Genomic DNA, 16,836 nt, shown 5'->3' on the forward strand with positions numbered 1-16,836 from the left:
GCGTGACCGAGCAGTACTCCGCCCGCACCGAGACCGTCCGCGCGGCGCTGGCCGCCGCGGGGCATCCGGACACCGTCCGCCTGGTGCCCGACGGTGCCAAGACCGCCGCGGAGGCCGCGGCGGCGCTGGGCTGCGAGGTGGGCGCGATCGCCAACAGCCTCGTCTTCCTGGCCGACGGTGCGCCGCTGCTCGTCCTCTCGAGCGGGCGGCACCGCGTGGACACCGACGGCCTCGCGCAGCGGCTCGGCTACGGCGCGATCACCCGCGCGAAGCCCGACGACGTGGCCGCCGCGACCGGCCAGGTGATCGGCGGCGTCTCGCCCGTCGGGCATCCGCGGCCGGTGGTCACCGTGATCGACGAGTCGCTCGCCGGCTATCCGGACCTGTACGCCGCGGCGGGGACCCACGACACGATCTTCCGCACCGACTTCGCCGCGCTCGTGGCGCTCACAGGTGCCAGAATCGTCACGACATCGGCGTCATAGGCCGGTTCGCCCGAGTCGACTAGTTCTCCTAATAGTTGTAGGCTGCACGTAGTTTTGCATGTCCGAACACGGCGACGTGGACGGACGGGACCTGCGGAGGCGTGATGACGGACGAGGAACGTGCGGACCGGATCGAGGGGATCGTCGGCGTGATCGCCGAGCTCACCCGGCTCAAGGAGCGGCACGCGGTGATGACGCGGCACGCGGTCGCGCCCGACGGCGTCGAACTCGCTGCGTACACCGCGCTCTTCGCGCTCGTGAAGGACGGGCCCATGCGCTCGTCCGTGCTCGCGGACCAGATCCATACGGACCCCTCCACCGCGAGCCGGTACGTGACCACCCTGACCAACCTCGGCTACGCCGAGCGCACCGCGGACCCCTCGGATCGCCGGGCGGCGCTGGTCTCCGCCACGGAGGCGGGGCAGGCCAAGGTCGACTTCATCCGGCAGCAGCGCAACGAGAAGCTCCGGCCCCTCATGGAGGAGTGGACCGATGAGGAGATCGACCAGTTCGTCACGCTCGGGAACCGGGCGCTGGTGCAGTTCGAGCATGCCCTGAAGCTGATGCGGGACGGCGAGTGACCGCCGCGACGGTCGAGCAGGAGGAGACCGCGGGCGCCGGCCTCACCCACAAGCAGATCCTGTACATCCTGTCGGGGCTCATGACCGGCATGTTCCTGGCCGCGCTCGATCAGACGATCGTCTCGACCGCGATCCGCACCATCGCGGACGATCTCAACGGCTACAAGCTGCAGGCCTGGGTCACCACGGCCTACCTCATCACCTCGACGATCGTCACGCCGCTGTACGGCAAGCTGTCGGACATCTACGGGCGCAAGCCCTTCTTCATGTTCGCCATCACCGTCTTCGTCATCGGCTCGCTGCTGTGCAGTACGGCCACGTCGATGTACGAGCTGGCGGCGTTCCGCGCGGTCCAGGGCCTCGGCGCCGGCGGCCTGATGTCGCTGGCGCTCACCATCATCGGCGACATCGTGCCGCCCCGCGAGCGTGCCAAGTACCAGGGCTACTTCCTCGCGGTGTTCGGCACCAGCTCGGTGCTCGGCCCCGTGCTCGGCGGCCTGTTCTCGGGCGCCGACAACATCCTCGGGATCTCCGGCTGGCGTTGGGTCTTCCTGGTCAACGTGCCGATCGGCATCGTCGCGCTGGCCGTCGTCTCCCGCGTGCTGCGCCTGCCGCACACCCGCCGCGAGGGTGTGCGCATCGACTGGTTCGGCGCCGTCGCCCTCTCCGTCGGCCTGGTCCCGCTGCTCATCGTCGCCGAGCAGGGCCAGGAGTGGGGCTGGGGCTCGACGCGGGCCATCGCCTGCTACGCCATCGGCGCGATCGGCGTCCTCGCGTTCGTCGCCATCGAGAAGTACATGGGCGAGGACGCGATCATCCCCCTGCGCATCTTCAAGAACGTCATCTTCGCGCAGGGCGTGCTCATCTCGATGGTCGTGGGCGCCGCCATGTTCGGCGGCATCTCGCTGCTGCCCCAGTACTTCCAGGTGGTCCGCGGCGCCAGCCCGACCAAGGCGGGCTTCCTCATGCTGCCCATGGTCGCCGGCCTCATGCTCGGCTCGATCCTGGCCGGCCAGATGATCTCCCGCACGGGCCGCTACCGCGTCTTCCCGATCATCGGCGCGGTGCTGCTCACCGCGGGCATGTTCGGCATGCACTACATCAGCGCCGACGTGCAGATCGGCTACGTCATGGCGGGTGCGGCCGTGATCGGCTTCGGCCTCGGCAACCTGATGCAGCCGCTCACCCTGGCGCTGCAGAACATCCTCCCGCCGCGGGACATGGGCGTCTCCACCGCCGCCGCGACCTTCTTCCGGCAGATCGGCGGCACCCTCGGCGTCGCGGTCTTCCTCTCCGTGCTGTTCTCGCAGATGCCGCACAAGATGAGCACGCGGATGAGCGACGCCGCCGCGGACCCCGAGTACACGGCCGCCGTCCAGCGCGCCGCCGCCGGCCACGACGGCCCGGCCGCACAGGACTTCGCCGCCAAGCTCGTGCACGGCGACTCCAGCGCCGTCAGCGACGTCATGTCCGACACCTCGGCCCTGCAGAAGCTGCCCGACACCCTGGTCCACCCGCTCAAGGCCGGGTTCGCCGACTCCATGGACGTCGTCTTCCTCGCCGTGACCGTGCTGGCGGCGATCGGCCTGGTCCTCGTCCTGTTCTGGAAGGCGGTGCCCCTGCGCACCGCGCCGGCCATCGAGGCGACCACCCCGGAGTCCGGCGCCGTCGCGACGCCTGACAGCATCGAGACCGCGGAGATCAGCGCCGCCGCGGAATCCGTGGCGGGCACAGCAGCGACGGAGGACATCGTGACCGAACCGCCCACCGGCCCCGTCCCCACGCCGTCGCCCACGCCCGAGCAGGCCGCGGCCTCCCGCTCCGAGATCGACGAGCTGCGTGCCCAGAACGCATCGCTCGCCGCCGAACTCGCCGATCTGCGCACCGGCTACCGGGCGATCGCCGGCAACACGCGGCTGCGCGCCTCCGGCACTACCGACCCCGTCCGCTTCGCCGTCGAGGCCACGGGCCCCGGTGGGGCCCGGTCCGGCCGGATGGTGCTGCCCCGCGGCGAGATCGCGACGCCCGCGTACATCCCCGTCGCGAGCCGTGGCGCGATCGCCGGCCTCACCCCGCGCGAGCTGACCGGCCTCGGCGCGGTCGCGCTGACCGTCGACCTGCACGAGCTGTACCTGCAGCCGGGCGTCGACGTCATCGAGGGAGCCGGCGGCATCGGCGCCGCCATGGCGTGGGCGGCACCCACGATCGCCGACACCGGCGTCGCCGCCGTCGCGGAGCAGCGCAAGACGCGGATCACCGACGAGGGCATCGCCTTCCGCGGCCGCCTCGACGGCTCGCCGCACCGCTGGGACCCCGAGGAGACGGTGCGCCTCGCGCACCGCATGGGCTTCGACGTCGCCTTCGCGCTCGCCGACCCGGAGGATCCCGCGCGGACCGAGCGGTGGGCCCGCCGCGCGCTCGCCGAGCACGCCTGGCAGACCGCCGACCGGCACGACGCCCTCTCGCTGTGGGCCGTGGTGACCGGCGGCGCGGACCCCGAGCGTCGACGGTCCGCGGCCCGCGCGCTGCGCAGGCTCGCCGACGAGGACCGCCGCGCCGGCGGACTGGGCTTCGGCGGCTACCGGATCGAGGGCGTCGGCGCCCCCGCGCACGAGACCGCGCTGCTGTGCGCCGCCGTGGGCGAGCTCGAGACGGACCGCCCGCGTTACCTGGGCGGGATCACCGGCCCCGAGGACCTCCTGGCCGCGATCGAGGCGGGCGTCGACCTGCTCGACGGCACCGAGCCCGCGCGGGCCGGCGCCGAGGGCCGCGTCTACACCTCGGCGGGCGTCCTCGACGTCACCGATCCCGCCCTGCGCGCCGACTTCCGGCCGCTCGACCCCGCCGAGGGACGGCCGGGCGGGACCAACCGGACCGACGCCTTCACCCGCGCCTACGTGCACCACCTCTTCGCCGCGAACGAGGGCCTCGCCGTGACGCTGTGCACCCTGCACAACGAGCACTTCTTCGTCTCCTTGGCAGGGGCCGCGCGCCGCGCGATCCGCGACGGGGGTTACCCGGCCTTCTCCGCGTCGTTCCTGCGGCGGTTCGGTAAGGTCTAGCCCGATCCGCTACCCCGATCGGCAGGAGAAAGCCGTTGCGCCGCAGTGACCCGACCCGTTCCCTCGGCATCCTCGCGGCGCTCGCCGCGTCGGGCCTCCTGCTCGCCGGCTGCGGCGGGGGCGGCGACGAGGCGGCACCGTCGTCCGCCGCACCGGACGTCGACGTACCGTCCAAGGCTCTCGTCCAGGCGGACCTGCCGGCGGGGCTGACGCTCACCACCGCGTCCCCCGACGACGCCTTCAAGGGCGCACTGAACTCCGTCGGCCAGGTGCAGGCTGCGGAGATCACGCCCGCGGGCTGCAAGGACAAGAACGTCGCCGCGCAGCAGGAGGTGGCGGAGACGATCAAGTTCGGCGTCCAGCAGAACCTCGCGAAGGACGCCGCCGCGGTCTACGGCGTCACGCTGCTGCCGGGCTCCGCCCGCCTCGAGGTCTTCGAGGCCGCAGGTACCGGTGAGTGCGCGACGGTGAAGTACGGCGACTCGCTCACTCAGACCGCCGTCCGGAAGGACCTGCCCGCGAACGTCGGCGGCACGGGCTTCGTGCTCGAGATGACCCGCACCATCGGCGGGCAGTCCGCCGGCGCCCGCACCGCCTACTTCAGCAAGGGCGGCGTGGTCGCGATGGTCACCGCCAACCCCGGCGCCGACGGGAAGATCGACCAGGCCGGCTTCGAGGAGATCCTGGGGCGCGTCGCCGGAAAGCTCTGACTCCGGCCGGGTGACCCCGACAGACGGAAGCGGCGGCGAGGAATCCTCGCCGCCGCTTCCGTCTGTTTCAGAGCGTCAGTGCGCGTCGGACCCGGCGGTCTCGGCGCGGGCGATCGACCGGGCGATCTCCTCCTCGGCCTCCTTCTTGCCCACCCACGTCGAGCCCTTGACGAACTTGCCGGGCTCGAGGTCCTTGTAGTGGACGAAGAAGTGCTCGATGGCGTCCAGCTCGAACTTGTCGATGTCGCCGATGTCCTGGACCGAGTCCCAGCGGGGATCGCCGGCGGGCACGACGAGCACCTTGTCGTCGCCGCCCTTCTCGTCCTCCATCTTGAACATGGCGACGGCGCGGCAGTCGACCAGCGATCCGGGGATCACCGACTCCTGCAGCAGCACGAGCGCGTCGAGCGGATCGCCGTCCTCACCCAGGGTGTCCTCGATGTAGCCGTAGTCGGTGGGGTAGCCGAAGGCCGTGTACAGATACCGGTCCAGCTTGAGCCGACCGGTCTTGTGGTCCACCTCGTACTTGTTCCGCGAGCCCTTGGCGATCTCGACGGTGACCTCGAATTCGACGCTCATTGTTTCCCTTCGCTCGCGTCAACCATGCACGACGAGGATACCCTTTGCGAACCCGGTCCGACCCGCTCACTCCGCTCCCGGTTCCGGGCTGCCGTTAGGGTGGTGCGGTGCGACGCTCGCGGATTCGACGGACCCTCCTGCGCCTCGCGATCACCGTGGTCGTGCTGGCGCTGGTCGTCGGCGGCGCCGTCGCAGCCACTCTGGGCTACGGCGTCTACCGGGACCGGCAGGCCGTCGCGGACACGGTGCCGCAGCGCCCCGTCGAACAGCCGTACCGCCCCGCGATCGCGCAGGTCGCGGGCACCGTCGCCCCCAGCGCCGCCGGGGTCACCACCCAGATCGAGGCGGCCCTGCGCAACCCCGACCTGGGCGACTTCACCGGCGTGATCGCCGACGCGGGCACCGGGCAGGTGCTGTGGCAGCGCGACGCCACACGCCCCCGCACCCCGGCGTCGACGACCAAGGTGCTCACGGCGGCCGCCGCGCTGCTCACCCTGCCCGCCGACAAGCGGATCACCACGACCGTGGTCGCGGGCACGGTGCCCGGCGAAGCCGTCCTCGTCGGCGCGGGCGATCCCACGCTCCGCGCGGGCGGGCAGTCGCTCTTCACCGATGCACCGAAGATCGCGGACCTGGCCGCGCAGCTCCGCCGCGCCGGAACGCCGATCACCAAGATCGTCGTCGACACCTCGCTGTTCACCGGCACCGACTTCGCCCGTGGCTGGGAGCGCGCCGACATCGCCGGCGGCGACATCACGCCGCTGCAGTCGCTCATCGCCGACTCCGGCCGTATCCGGCCGGCCGAGGACTACTCGCCCCGCGTCACCGACCCCGCGCTGACCGCCGGCCGCGCGCTGGCCACCGCACTCGGCCTTCCGCCGACCGCCGTCGTCGAGGGCACTGCGCCCCAGGGCGCCCCGCAACTCGCCGCCGTCCGCAGCGCCCCGCTCAGCACCCGCCTGCACGACGCGCTGGTGCACTCCGACAACGTGCTCGCCGAGGCCATCGGCCGCGAGGTGGCGATCGCCACGAACCAGCCCGCCTCCTTCGACGGTGCCGCCCGCGCCGTCGTCGCCGCGCTCCGGAACGCCGGGTTCGACCTCACCGGCGTCGAGCTCTCGGACACCAGCGGCCTGTCCAACGCCAACCGCATCCCCGCGACGGTGCTCGACGGCATCGTCACCGCCGCGGCCGGGAACGGCAAGCCGCAGCTGCGGCCACTGCTGGACCTGCTGCCCGTCGCCGCCGCGACCGGCACCCTCGCCGACCGGTACACCACCGTCAACCGGCCCGGCGCGGGCTACGTGCGCGCCAAGACCGGCAGTCTGTCGGGCGTCTCGACGCTCGCCGGGTACGTCCCCGGGCGCGACGGTGCCGTCCTCACCTTCACGCTCATGTCCTCCGGAACGCCGGTCGACGTGGCGCGGCCGGCCATGGACGCCGTGACCGCCGCGCTCCGCGGCTGCGGGTGCCGCTGATCGCCATGGACGAGCCGAAGACGGTACGCGCGCAGGTGGACTGGGCGGTCGCCGCCGCGTCCGGCCGCCGCGTCGTGCGCGTCCTCGGCGACGGCCCGGCCACCACCGCCTACACGCGGCGGCGCGCCGCCGAGGAACTGCTCGCGGACGCCGCCGCCGCGGAGGAGCACGTCCTGCGCGTCACCGGACTCGTCACCCCCGGATCGGTGCCTCCCGCGCGCACCGTGGACCGGCGGGAGTGGGTCTCCGCGGCCGCCCGGTCGATGGAGGCGCTGATCGAGCCCGAGAACGCGCGGCACCCCGGCCTCGGCGCCCGCCTCGCGGGCGTGCAGGCGGGCGCGATGCTCGGGATGGTCTCCGGATCCGTTCTGGGCCAGTACGACCCCTTCGGCGTCGACGGCGGTGAGCTGCTGCTCGTGGTGCCCAACGTGCTCGCCGTCGAGCGGGCGCTGCGGCTGCACCCCGAGGACTTCCGCATGTGGGTGTGTCTGCACGAGGTCACTCACCGCGTCCAGTTCGCCGCGAACCCGTGGCTGCGGGACTACATGCGGGAGAACGTCGCCGCGCTCGCCGGGGTCGGCGGGGCGGGCTCCGTCGGCGACCTCCTGAGCCGCACGCGGAAGGCCCTGTCCGGCGACGGGCGGCACAGCGGCATCATCGGCGTTCTCGAGATCGCCGCCCCGCCCGAGCAGTTCGCGGCGGTCGAGCGGCTGCTCATGCTCGGCACCCTGCTCGAGGGCCACGCCGATCACGTCATGGACGCCGCCGGGCCCGACGTGATCCCCACGGTCGCGACCATCCGCGCCGCGTTCGATCGGCGGCGCGCGGCACCGTCGAACCCGTTCCAGCGCCTGCTGCGCGCCCTGATGGACATGGACGCCAAGATCGCGCAGTACGTGCGCGGCAAGAAGTTCGTCGACGCCGTCATCGCCGAGGTCGGCATGGAGCGGTTCAACCGCGTGTGGACCGGCCCCGAGACGCTCCCGCTGCCCGACGAGCTCGACGAGCCGCAACGATGGATCGCCCGGGTCCTGTGAACCGCCCCGGGCCGGCGGCGCTGCGGGTGCGGCACGCGGTCCGGGCCTGGCGGACCGCCCACGGATCGGGCCCGACGGTGGCCGTGGCGCTCTCCGGCGGCGCCGATTCGCTCGCCCTGCTCACCGGCGCGCTCGCCGAGGGGCTCGACGTGGTCGCCCTCGCCGTCGACCACGGGCTGCAGGAGGGCTCGGCCGCCGTCGCCGAACGGGCGGCGGCCACGGCGCGCGAGCTGGGCGCGCGGGCGACGGTGCTGACGGTCGCGGTCAGCGGCCCGGGTGGACCCGAGGCCGCCGCCCGTGCCGCGCGGTACGCGGCGCTGGACGCGGCCCGCGACGGCGCCCCGGTGCTGCTCGGGCACACGCTCGACGACCAGGCGGAGACCGTGCTGCTGGGCCTCGGCCGGGGCAGCGGCGCGCGGTCACTCGCCGGGATGGTGGCCTGGGCGGCGCCGTACGGGCGGCCGCTGCTGGGTGTGCGCCGCGCCGACACCCGCGCCGCCTGCGCGGAACTCGGGCTGACCCCGTGGGAGGACCCGCACAACCTCGACCCGAGGTACACCCGCGTGCGCGTGCGCACCGAGGTGCTGCCGCTCCTCGAGGACGTCCTCGGCGGGGGAGTGGCCGAATCGCTCGCCCGCACCGCCGCCTCGCTGCGCGCCGACAACGACGCGCTCGACGGCCTCGCGCCGGCACCGTCGGGCCCCGACTTGCCGGTGGAGGAGCTCGCGGGACTGCCTGCCGCCCTGCGGATCCGGGCCCTCCGGATGTGGCTCGCGAGCCGCGGCGCACGGGCGCTGACGGGTGCCCATCTCGCGGCCGTGGACGCCCTCGTCACCGACTGGCACGGGCAGGGGCCGACGGCGATCCCGGGCGGAAGTGCGGGGCGGCGGCTGCAGGTGCACCGGGCAGGTGGCATTCTGAGAGCGTGGTGAACGGCACTGGTGAGTTGTACGCGGGAGACATCGCCTCGGTGGTCCTCTCGGAGGAGCAGATCAAGCAGCGGACCGCGGAACTCGCGGCGCAGATCGCGGAGGAGTACGGCGATCGGGAGACCGACCTCCTGCTGATCACCGTGCTCAAGGGCGCGGTCATGTTCGTCACCGACCTGGCCCGGGCGCTGCCCGTGCCCACCCAGCTCGAGTTCATGGCGGTCTCCAGCTACGGCTCGTCGACGTCGAGCTCCGGCGTGGTGCGGATCCTCAAGGACCTCGACCGCGACATCGCAGGCCGCGACGTGCTCATCGTCGAGGACATCATCGACTCCGGCCTCACCCTGAGCTGGCTGCTGCGCAACCTCGCGACGCGGCAGCCCAACTCGCTCGAGGTGGTCACGCTGCTCCGCAAGCCCGACGCGGTGCGCGTGGAGGTCGACGTGAAGTGGGTCGGCTTCGACATCCCCAACGAGTTCGTCGTGGGCTACGGCCTCGACTACGCCGAGCGCTACCGCGATATGCCGTACATCGGCGTGCTGGAGCCCAAGGTCTACAGCGAATGACCCTGCTCACCGCTGCGGCCACCGCGGAGCGGGTGCGATCGGGCCGGCTCACCGCCGTCGACGCCACCCGCCAGGCGCTGGCCCGCATCGGTGACGACGCGGTGCACGGCTGGCGCGTGCTGCGCCCCGAGCAGGCGCTCGCCGAGGCCGCCGCCGTCGACACCCGGCCCGACCGGTACTCGCTCCCGCTGGCCGGCGTGCCCATCGCGATCAAGGACAACGTCGCCGTCTCCGGCCACCGGATGCTCGACGGGGTCTCCGAGGCCTGCGGCGCGGGCCTGCCCGTCGAGCAGGCGGACCACCCCGTCGTGAAGCGGCTGCGTGCCGCCGGCGCCGTCGTGGTGGGTCTCACCCGCGTCCCCGAGCTCTGCCTGTGGGCCATGACCGACGACGCCCGCGAGATCGTCGGCAATCCGCACCGGCCCGGCCGCACCGCGGGCGGCAGCTCCGGCGGCAGCGCGGCCGTCGTCGCCGCGGGCCACGTCGCGCTCGCGCACGGCAACGACGGCCTCGGCTCGCTCCGCGGCCCCGCCGCGTGCACCGGGATCGTCGCCATCAAGCCCGGCCGCGGCGTCGTACCCGCGCAGCTGGGGCCCACGAACTGGTTCGGCATGTCCGAGAACGGGCCGATGACGCGGACCGTCGAGGACGCGGCGTTGGGCCTCTCCGTCCTCGCCGAGCGCCCCGAGCTCGCGACGATCGGCGACGGTGCCGGCCTCCGCGTGGGACTCGGCCTCAACCGGCCCACGGCCCTGACCTTCACCTCGCGCGCGATCACGCGCGCCGTGCGCGGCGCCGCCGACCGGCTCGCCGAGCGCGGGCACGCGGTCCGCGACGTGAAGGTGCCGTACCCGGCCTCGCCGCTCCCGCTGCTCGCCCGCTGGGCGGAGGCCGCCGCGACCGACGCCGACGACATCGTCGCGCGCGGCGCGAATCCGGCCCTGCTGCAGGCCCGGACCCGTCGGCACGCCGCGCTCGGCCGCGCCGTCGCGCGCCGCGGCCTGGTCCGGCCCGCCGATGCGGCACGCCTCGAGAGCACCCTGGAGCGGTTCTTCGCGGCCGAAGGCGTCGACGTGCTCGTCACGCCCGCGCTGGCCCGGCGGCCCGCCCCCGCGCGGCCCTACGCCGAGCTGCCCTGGGCGGCCAGCGCGATCCCGAGCCTCGCCTACGCGCCGTTCCCGCCGCTGTGGAACCTCGTCGGCTGGCCCGCGATGACGGTGCCCTTCCTCGGCGAGGGCGTGCAACTCGTCGCCCGGCCCGGCGGCGAGGCGGACCTGCTGGCGTTGGCGGCGAAGATCGAGGTCTGAGGATCAGGTTCGTCGGAGCGAACATCTTTCGAAGCGTTCTGCGACGTCACCGCGCGTTCTCGTCGCAGAACGGTTCGAAAGATGTGTCCATCCGGGTCAGGTCCGCTTGCGGATCAGCGGCGTGCCCTCGAAGGGGTTCCAGCTGGTGCTGCCGCGGGCGACGTGCAGGAAGTACGCCCAGTTCGCGACGCTCGAGTAGAGCAGGCCGATCGCGACGCCGTAGGCGGTCGGCGGGAAGGTCATGTCCAGGGCGATCTCGACCAGGCTGATCAGGAGGCTGATCACCACGGCGATCCCGAACAGGCTCACGCCCTTCCGCCACGGACCCTTGATGGCGTAGTAGATCGGGCCGAAGAAGAAGGCCGGACCGTTGAAGCCCAGGCGGAAGCGCTGCCCGAAGGGGAGCTGCTTGAACGCGGCGGCCGCCTCGGGCGACGACGCCGGCTGCCCGTACCGGCCGAAGAACTCGAAGCGGCTGCGCCAGCGCTCCGGCACGTCGACGGGCACCGGGCCACCGGGGTAGGGCTGCTGCTGGCCGAAGGCGGTCTGGTCGTACGGCTGCTGCGCGTAGGGCTGCTGTCCGTACTGCTGCTGCGCGTACGGGTTCTGCGGATCCTGCGGGCCGGTGGGGTACGGGGGAGGGACGCTGTTGTCGGTCACCGGAGCAGCTTAATCTTCGCGAATCGGGCGTTGTTCGCTCAGGGCGCACCCACGCGACCGGCTCGGCCGCGGCGTTGCACGGTAACCTGGGAAGTCGACCCTGCGCGGCCCGCCGCGCGCCGGAAGAAGAAGGACTGACGAGCCGCGAGGCGAAGCCATATGAAACGGAAATCACTCATCCGCACGCTGGCGATCATCGCCGGATTCGTCCTGCTCGTCTGGGCGTTCACCATGGTCGGCGGCGGCAACCGCGACTACAAGCCCGCGTCCACCTCGCTGGTCGTGCAGCAGCTCGAGGCGAAGAACGTCACCGACGTCCAGATCGACGACCGCGAGCAGACGCTGCGCGTGACGCTGGCGAAGGCCGTCGACGGCGAGAACGGCACCGACGGGTCGACGAAGGTCTTCGCGAAGTACCCCGCGGGCACCTCGCGCGACATCCTCGGCCTCGTCCAGGACGCGCAGAACCCCGACGGCAAGCCCGTCACGTACACCACGAACGTGACGCAGGAATCGCCGTGGATCTCGATGCTCCTGTTCACCCTGCTCCCGATCCTGTTGCTGGTCGGCCTGTTCTTCTTCCTCATGAACCGCATGCAGGGCGGCGGCCGCGGCGGCGTCATGGGCTTCGGCAAGAGCAAGGCCAAGCAGCTCACCAAGGACATGCCCAAGACCACCTTCGCCGACGTCGCCGGCGCGGACGAGGCGGTCGAGGAGCTGTACGAGATCAAGGACTTCCTGCAGAACCCGGCCCGCTACCAGTCCCTGGGCGCGAAGATCCCCAAGGGCGTGCTGCTCTACGGCCCGCCCGGCACCGGTAAGACGCTGCTCGCGCGCGCCGTCGCGGGCGAGGCGGGCGTGCCCTTCTTCACGATCTCCGGCTCGGACTTCGTCGAGATGTTCGTCGGTGTCGGCGCCTCCCGCGTGCGCGACCTGTTCGAGCAGGCCAAGGAGAACAGCCCCTGCATCATCTTCGTCGACGAGATCGACGCCGTCGGCCGCCAGCGCGGCGCCGGCATGGGCGGCGGCCACGACGAGCGCGAGCAGACGCTCAACCAGCTGCTCGTCGAGATGGACGGCTTCGGCGATCGCCAGGGCATCATCCTGATCGCGGCCACCAACCGGCCCGACATCCTGGACCCCGCGCTGCTGCGCCCGGGCCGCTTCGACCGGCAGATCCCCGTGACGAACCCGGACATCGCCGGCCGCAAGGCGATCCTGCGCGTGCACGCCCAGGGCAAGCCGCTGGCGCCCGACGCCGATCTCGACGGCCTGGCCAAGCGCACCCCCGGCATGTCCGGCGCTGACCTGGCCAACGTGGTCAACGAGGCCGCGCTGCTCACGGCGCGCGAGAACGGCACCGTGATCACGGCGCCCACGCTCGAGGAGGCCGTCGACCGCGTGGTGGGCGGACCGCGCCGCAAGAACCGGATCATCTCCGAACACGAGAAGAAGGTCACCGCGTACCACGAGGGCGGGCACACCCTGGCCGCGTGGGCGACGAAGAGCCTCGACCCGGTGTACAAGGTCACCATCCTCGCCCGCGGGCGCACCGGCGGCCACGCGCTGGCCGTGCCCGAGAACGACAAGGGCATGTACACCCGCAACGAGATGATCGGCCGGCTGATCTTCGCCATGGGCGGCCGCGCCGCGGAGGAGCTGGTCTTCGCCGAGCCCACCACGGGCGCGTCGAGCGACATCGACCAGGCCACGAAGATCGCCCGCGCGATGGTCACCGAGTACGGCATGAGCGCGCGCCTCGGCGCCGTGAAGTACGGGCAGGATGAGGGCGACCCGTTCATGGGCCGCGGATTCGGCAGCGGGGCGCAGTACTCCGACGCCGTGGCCGCGCAGATCGACGAGGAGGTGCGCTCGCTCATCGAGGCCGCGCACACCGAGGCGTGGGCCATCCTCACCGAGTACCGCGACGTCCTCGACGTCCTCGCCGGTGAGCTGCTGGAGAAGGAGACGCTGGTCCGCAAGGATCTCGAGCGGATCTTCGAGTCCGTCGAGAAGCGGCCCCTGATCACCCAGTTCGACGACTTCGGCGGCCGCGTCCCGTCGACCAAGCCGCCGATCAAGACTCCCAAGGAGATCGCGATCGAGAAGGGCGAGCCCTGGCCGCCCGTCGACGAGGAGGCCGAGCGCCGCAAGGCCGAGCAGGAGAAGGCCGCGGCCCTCGCCGCCGCCCAGCCCGCGCAGAACGGCCACGGTGGGCAGAACGGCCAGTGGGGTGTGCCCGCGCCGACCGGACAGCCCTGGCCCACGCCGGGCGCACCGTCGGGCTACGGCCAGCAGGGCCAGCCCCAGCCCGCCTACGGCCAGCCCGGCTACCAGTGGGGCGGGCAGCAGGCCTACCCCGGCCCGCAGTACCCGGCCCCCGGGTCCTACGGCGGCCAGCCGCAGGGCCAGTACGGCCAGCAGCCGCCGCAGCAGGGCAGCCGCCCCGACTACGGCGCGCCCGCGGGTTGGTCGGCGCCCGGGTGGCCCCCGCAGGGTCAGCCGCCGCAGGGCCAGCAGCCCCAGGGGCAGGCCCCGGGCGAGGACGGTCGGCAGGGCGGGGAGCAGTCCGGCCCGGACCGATCGAGCGAGAGCTGATGGGCAAGGACAGCGGGGCCGCAGTGGCCCCGTTCGATCACGAGCGCGCCGCCGCCGCGGTCCGTGAACTGTTGATCGCCGTCGGCGAGGACCCGGACCGCGAGGGCCTGCAGAAGACCCCCGAGCGGGTCGCGAAGGCCTTCGCGGAGATGTTCGGTGGGCTGCACACGGACCCGGACGACGTGCTGAACACCACGTTCGGCGAGGACCACGACGAGCTGGTGCTGGTCAAGGACATCCCCATGTACTCGACGTGCGAGCACCACCTCGTCTCCTTCCACGGCGTCGCGCACGTGGGCTACCTGCCCGGCACGAGCGGCCGGGTCACGGGCCTGAGCAAGCTGGCCCGCGTCGTGGACCTCTACGCCAAGCGGCCGCAGGTGCAGGAGCGGCTCACCGCGCAGATCGCCGACGCGCTGGTCCGCAAGCTCGACCCCCGCGGCGTGATCGTCGTGATCGAGGCCGAGCACTTGTGCATGGCGATGCGCGGCATCCGCAAGCCCGGCGCGAGCACCACGACGTCGGCGGTCCGCGGCGCCTTCAAGGACAGTGCGACCTCGCGCGCCGAGGCACTCGAGCTGATCCTGCGCCGGTGACGGAGCAGCCGGGCCGCACGCTCATCATGGGCGTCGTCAACGTCACCGCCGACTCCTTCTCCGACGGGGGCCGCTACCTCGACCCCGGGGCCGCCGTCGCGCGGGCGCGGGACCTCGTCGCCGACGGTGCCGCGATCGTGGACGTGGGCGGGGAGTCGACCCGGCCCGGCGCGCACCGCGTGCCCGCCGACGTCGAGCGGGACCGCGTGGTGCCCGTGATCTCGGCGCTCGCCGCCGAGGGGATCGCCGTCTCCGTCGACACCATGCGTGCCTCCGTGGCCGCCGCCGCGCTCGACGCGGGCGCCGCGATCGTCAACGACGTCTCCGGCGGCCGGGCCGATCCGGACATGACCCGCGTCGTCGCCGACTCGGACGCCCCGTGGATCCTCATGCACTGGCGGCCCTCGCCCGGCGCGCCGGGACCGATGTGGGCCGGCATCCACCACGAGATCACCGAGTACGACGACGTCGTCGCCGAGGTGCGCGACGAGCTGCTGCACCAGGCGGACGCCGCGATCGCCGCGGGCATCGCCCCGGAGCGGATCGTGCTGGACCCGGGCCTCGGCTTCGCGAAGAACGCGACCCACAACTGGGCGCTGCTGCGCGGGCTGCCGACCCTGCAGGACACCGGCTTCCGGGTCCTCGTGGGCGCCTCCCGCAAGCGCTTCCTCGGCGAGCTCCTCGGCGGCCGCGAACCCGCGGGCCGCGAGGTGGCGACCGCCGCCGTCTCCGCGCTCGCCGCGCAGGCCGGCGTGTGGGGCGTGCGCGTGCACGACGTGCGGTCGACGGCGGACGCCATCGCCGTGACCGAGGCCTGGACGAAAGGCGGTGCCTGACATGGCGGACCGGATCGAGCTCACCGGCCTGCGGGTGCGGGGCAACCACGGCGTCTTCGAGCACGAGCGCCGCGACGGGCAGGAGTTCGTCGTCGATCTCGTGCTGTGGGTCGACTCGCGGCCCGCGGCGGCGTCCGACGACCTGAACGACACCGTCGACTACGGGGCGCTCGCGCAGCGCGCCCACGACATCGTCGCGGGGGAGCCGCGCAACCTCATCGAGACCGTCGCCGCGGAGATCGCCGACGACATCGCGGCCGACGAGAAGGTGTACGCCGTCGAGGTCACGGTGCACAAGCCGTCCGCCCCGATCCCGTTGTCGTTCGCCGACGTCGCGGTGATCGCCCGACGGTCCCGCTCCGGCGCGCGGAGTGTGCCGTGAGCCGCGCCGTCCTCTCGCTCGGCGCGAATCTCGGCGCCGCGGACGTCGCCGTCCGCGCGGCCATCGACGCCCTCGGCCCGGCGCTGGTCCGCGCTTCGGCGCTGTACCGCACCCCGCCGTGGGGCGGCGTCGAGCAGGACGACTTCGTCAACGCGACCGTCCTCGTCGATGACCCGGCCCGCGACGCCGCCGGCTGGCTCGCCTTCGCCCGCGAGCGGGAGGCCGCGGCGCAGCGCGTCCGCGACGTCCGGTGGGGGCCGCGCACGCTGGACGTCGATGTCATCGCCGTGTGGGAGGGCGACGAGCCCGTGCTCTCCGACGATCCCGAGCTGACCCTGCCGCACCCCCGCGCACACGAGCGCGCCTTCGTGCTCGTCCCCTGGCGGGACGCCGACCCGGCGGCGCAGCTGCCCGGGCGCGGCACCGTCGACGACCTGCTGCGGGCCCTGCCCGCCGACGAGACCGCGGAGGTGACGCGCCTGTGAGCGGACCGTCGAACGGACCGGACCGCGAGCCCGAGGAGCCGGGCGGCCCGACGGTGCGCGCGACCGGCTGGGTCGAGCTGGTGGTGATCGTGCTGGGCGTGGGCCTCGGCTCGTACCTCCTCGTGCGCAACGTCGTGCCGGTGGTCCCCGTGTGGGCGGGGGCGCTGCTGTACGGCGTCGCCGCGGCGGACCTGTACATCGCGCAGCTCGTGCGCTCGCGGCTGAGCCGCGGCGAGGTCGGCTGGGGGCCCGGGCGGATCCACCCGATCGCGGTCGCCCGCGCCGTGGCGCTCGCCAAGGCGTCCGCCTACCTCGGGGCCGTGGCCCTGGGCTTCTTCGGCGGCATGCTCGTCTTCCTCCTCACCGAGGGCGCGAGCCTGACCGCCACCCACGCCGACCGTCCGGGCGCGTGGATCGGCGCCGCCGGCGCGGTCCTGCTCCTGGCCGCCGCGCTGTGGCTCGAGCGTTGCTGTCGCACACCCGACGATCCCGACGACCAGCCCGCTGACACATCGCCAGCCTGAGGAATCAGACCTCAGGTAAAA

Annotated in this window: 17 protein-coding genes and 1 pseudogene; 16 read left to right on the plus strand and 2 right to left on the minus strand. The window is 73.1% G+C overall.

Annotated elements, in window-relative coordinates; translation table 11 throughout:
- Positions 1-2 precede the first annotated feature (2 nt).
- From BLW32_RS03840 to BLW32_RS03855, 5 genes and pseudogenes are all read left to right on the plus strand, one after another.
- Positions 3-485, plus strand: coding sequence for a YbaK/EbsC family protein (locus BLW32_RS03840; protein WP_068740723.1), 483 nt, complete (start codon positions 3-5; stop codon positions 483-485).
- A gap of 104 nt (positions 486-589) precedes the next feature.
- Positions 590-1,066 carry a MarR family winged helix-turn-helix transcriptional regulator gene (locus BLW32_RS03845; protein ID WP_068740724.1) on the plus strand — a complete coding sequence of 159 codons (477 nt, stop codon included), beginning with the start codon at positions 590-592 and terminating at the stop codon, positions 1,064-1,066.
- Positions 1,063-2,724, plus strand: a pseudogene (locus BLW32_RS28050) (MDR family MFS transporter); the annotation flags it as partial. The gene BLW32_RS03845 and the pseudogene BLW32_RS28050, both read left to right, overlap by 4 nt.
- Positions 2,725-2,817: 93 nt before the next feature.
- Positions 2,818-4,128: a tRNA-guanine transglycosylase gene (locus tag BLW32_RS28055; protein WP_269451233.1), complete on the plus strand. Its 1,311-nt coding sequence runs from the start codon at positions 2,818-2,820 to the stop codon at positions 4,126-4,128.
- 35 nt (positions 4,129-4,163) lie between these two features.
- Complete coding sequence (locus tag BLW32_RS03855; protein WP_068523640.1) at positions 4,164-4,838, plus strand: hypothetical protein; 675 nt, start codon at positions 4,164-4,166, stop codon at positions 4,836-4,838.
- Between the two features lie 75 nt (positions 4,839-4,913).
- On the opposite strand, the gene BLW32_RS03860 is transcribed toward BLW32_RS03855, so the two are convergent.
- Complete coding sequence (locus BLW32_RS03860; protein WP_068523642.1) at positions 4,914-5,417, minus strand: inorganic diphosphatase; 504 nt, start codon at positions 5,415-5,417, stop codon at positions 4,914-4,916.
- Positions 5,418-5,524: 107 nt separating this feature from the next.
- On the opposite strand from BLW32_RS03860, the gene dacB reads away from it, so the two are divergent.
- The 5 genes from dacB to BLW32_RS03885 are packed head-to-tail and all read left to right on the plus strand — an operon-like array spanning position 5,525 to position 10,734.
- Positions 5,525-6,895 (plus strand): D-alanyl-D-alanine carboxypeptidase/D-alanyl-D-alanine endopeptidase, encoded by a 1,371-nt coding sequence (gene dacB / locus BLW32_RS03865; RefSeq protein ID WP_068740725.1) that lies wholly within the window; start codon positions 5,525-5,527, stop codon positions 6,893-6,895.
- A gap of 5 nt (positions 6,896-6,900) precedes the next feature.
- Positions 6,901-7,932, plus strand: coding sequence for a zinc-dependent metalloprotease (locus tag BLW32_RS03870; protein ID WP_068741206.1), 1,032 nt, complete (start codon positions 6,901-6,903; stop codon positions 7,930-7,932).
- On the plus strand, positions 7,911-8,864 hold the full coding sequence (tilS, locus tag BLW32_RS03875; RefSeq protein WP_068740726.1) for a tRNA lysidine(34) synthetase TilS: 954 nt from the start codon (positions 7,911-7,913) through the stop codon (positions 8,862-8,864). The genes BLW32_RS03870 and tilS overlap by 22 nt, the downstream gene beginning before the upstream one ends.
- The gene (hpt, locus tag BLW32_RS03880) at positions 8,861-9,427 is read left to right on the plus strand and encodes a hypoxanthine phosphoribosyltransferase (RefSeq protein WP_068524691.1); all 567 of its coding nucleotides are present in this window, start codon (positions 8,861-8,863) and stop codon (positions 9,425-9,427) included. Before tilS ends, hpt begins: the two co-directional genes overlap by 4 nt.
- Positions 9,424-10,734 (plus strand): amidase, encoded by a 1,311-nt coding sequence (locus BLW32_RS03885; protein ID WP_068740727.1) that lies wholly within the window; start codon positions 9,424-9,426, stop codon positions 10,732-10,734. The genes hpt and BLW32_RS03885 overlap by 4 nt, the downstream gene beginning before the upstream one ends.
- A 96-nt stretch (positions 10,735-10,830) precedes the next feature.
- On the opposite strand, the gene BLW32_RS03890 is transcribed toward BLW32_RS03885, so the two are convergent.
- A complete protein-coding gene (locus tag BLW32_RS03890; RefSeq protein WP_231857319.1) occupies positions 10,831-11,394 on the minus strand; it encodes a DUF2628 domain-containing protein in 564 nt (187 codons plus the stop codon).
- Positions 11,395-11,553: 159 nt separating this feature from the next.
- On the opposite strand from BLW32_RS03890, the gene ftsH reads away from it, so the two are divergent.
- From ftsH to BLW32_RS03920, 6 genes are read left to right on the plus strand one after another with little or no spacing between them, the layout of a single operon-like run.
- On the plus strand, positions 11,554-13,992 hold the full coding sequence (gene ftsH / locus BLW32_RS03895) for an ATP-dependent zinc metalloprotease FtsH (RefSeq protein WP_068740728.1): 2,439 nt from the start codon (positions 11,554-11,556) through the stop codon (positions 13,990-13,992).
- The gene (gene folE, locus BLW32_RS03900; protein WP_068523654.1) at positions 13,992-14,588 is read left to right on the plus strand and encodes a GTP cyclohydrolase I FolE; all 597 of its coding nucleotides are present in this window, start codon (positions 13,992-13,994) and stop codon (positions 14,586-14,588) included. Before ftsH ends, folE begins: the two co-directional genes overlap by 1 nt.
- Positions 14,589-14,614: 26 nt before the next feature.
- Entirely contained in the window at positions 14,615-15,424 is an 810-nt protein-coding gene (gene folP / locus BLW32_RS03905; RefSeq protein WP_068741208.1) for a dihydropteroate synthase, read from the plus strand.
- Between the two features lies 1 nt (position 15,425).
- Positions 15,426-15,806, plus strand: coding sequence for a dihydroneopterin aldolase (folB, locus tag BLW32_RS03910; protein WP_068740729.1), 381 nt, complete (start codon positions 15,426-15,428; stop codon positions 15,804-15,806).
- Complete coding sequence (folK, locus tag BLW32_RS03915) at positions 15,803-16,291, plus strand: 2-amino-4-hydroxy-6-hydroxymethyldihydropteridine diphosphokinase (protein ID WP_068523657.1); 489 nt, start codon at positions 15,803-15,805, stop codon at positions 16,289-16,291. Before folB ends, folK begins: the two co-directional genes overlap by 4 nt.
- Positions 16,288-16,815, plus strand: a complete 528-nt coding sequence (locus tag BLW32_RS03920) for a DUF3180 domain-containing protein (RefSeq protein WP_068740730.1) — start codon at positions 16,288-16,290, stop codon at positions 16,813-16,815. The genes folK and BLW32_RS03920 overlap by 4 nt, the downstream gene beginning before the upstream one ends.
- Positions 16,816-16,836: the final 21 nt, after the last annotated feature.

The sequence above is a fragment of the Tsukamurella tyrosinosolvens genome (assembly GCF_900104775.1).
GTDB classification, from domain to species: domain Bacteria; phylum Actinomycetota; class Actinomycetes; order Mycobacteriales; family Mycobacteriaceae; genus Tsukamurella; species Tsukamurella tyrosinosolvens.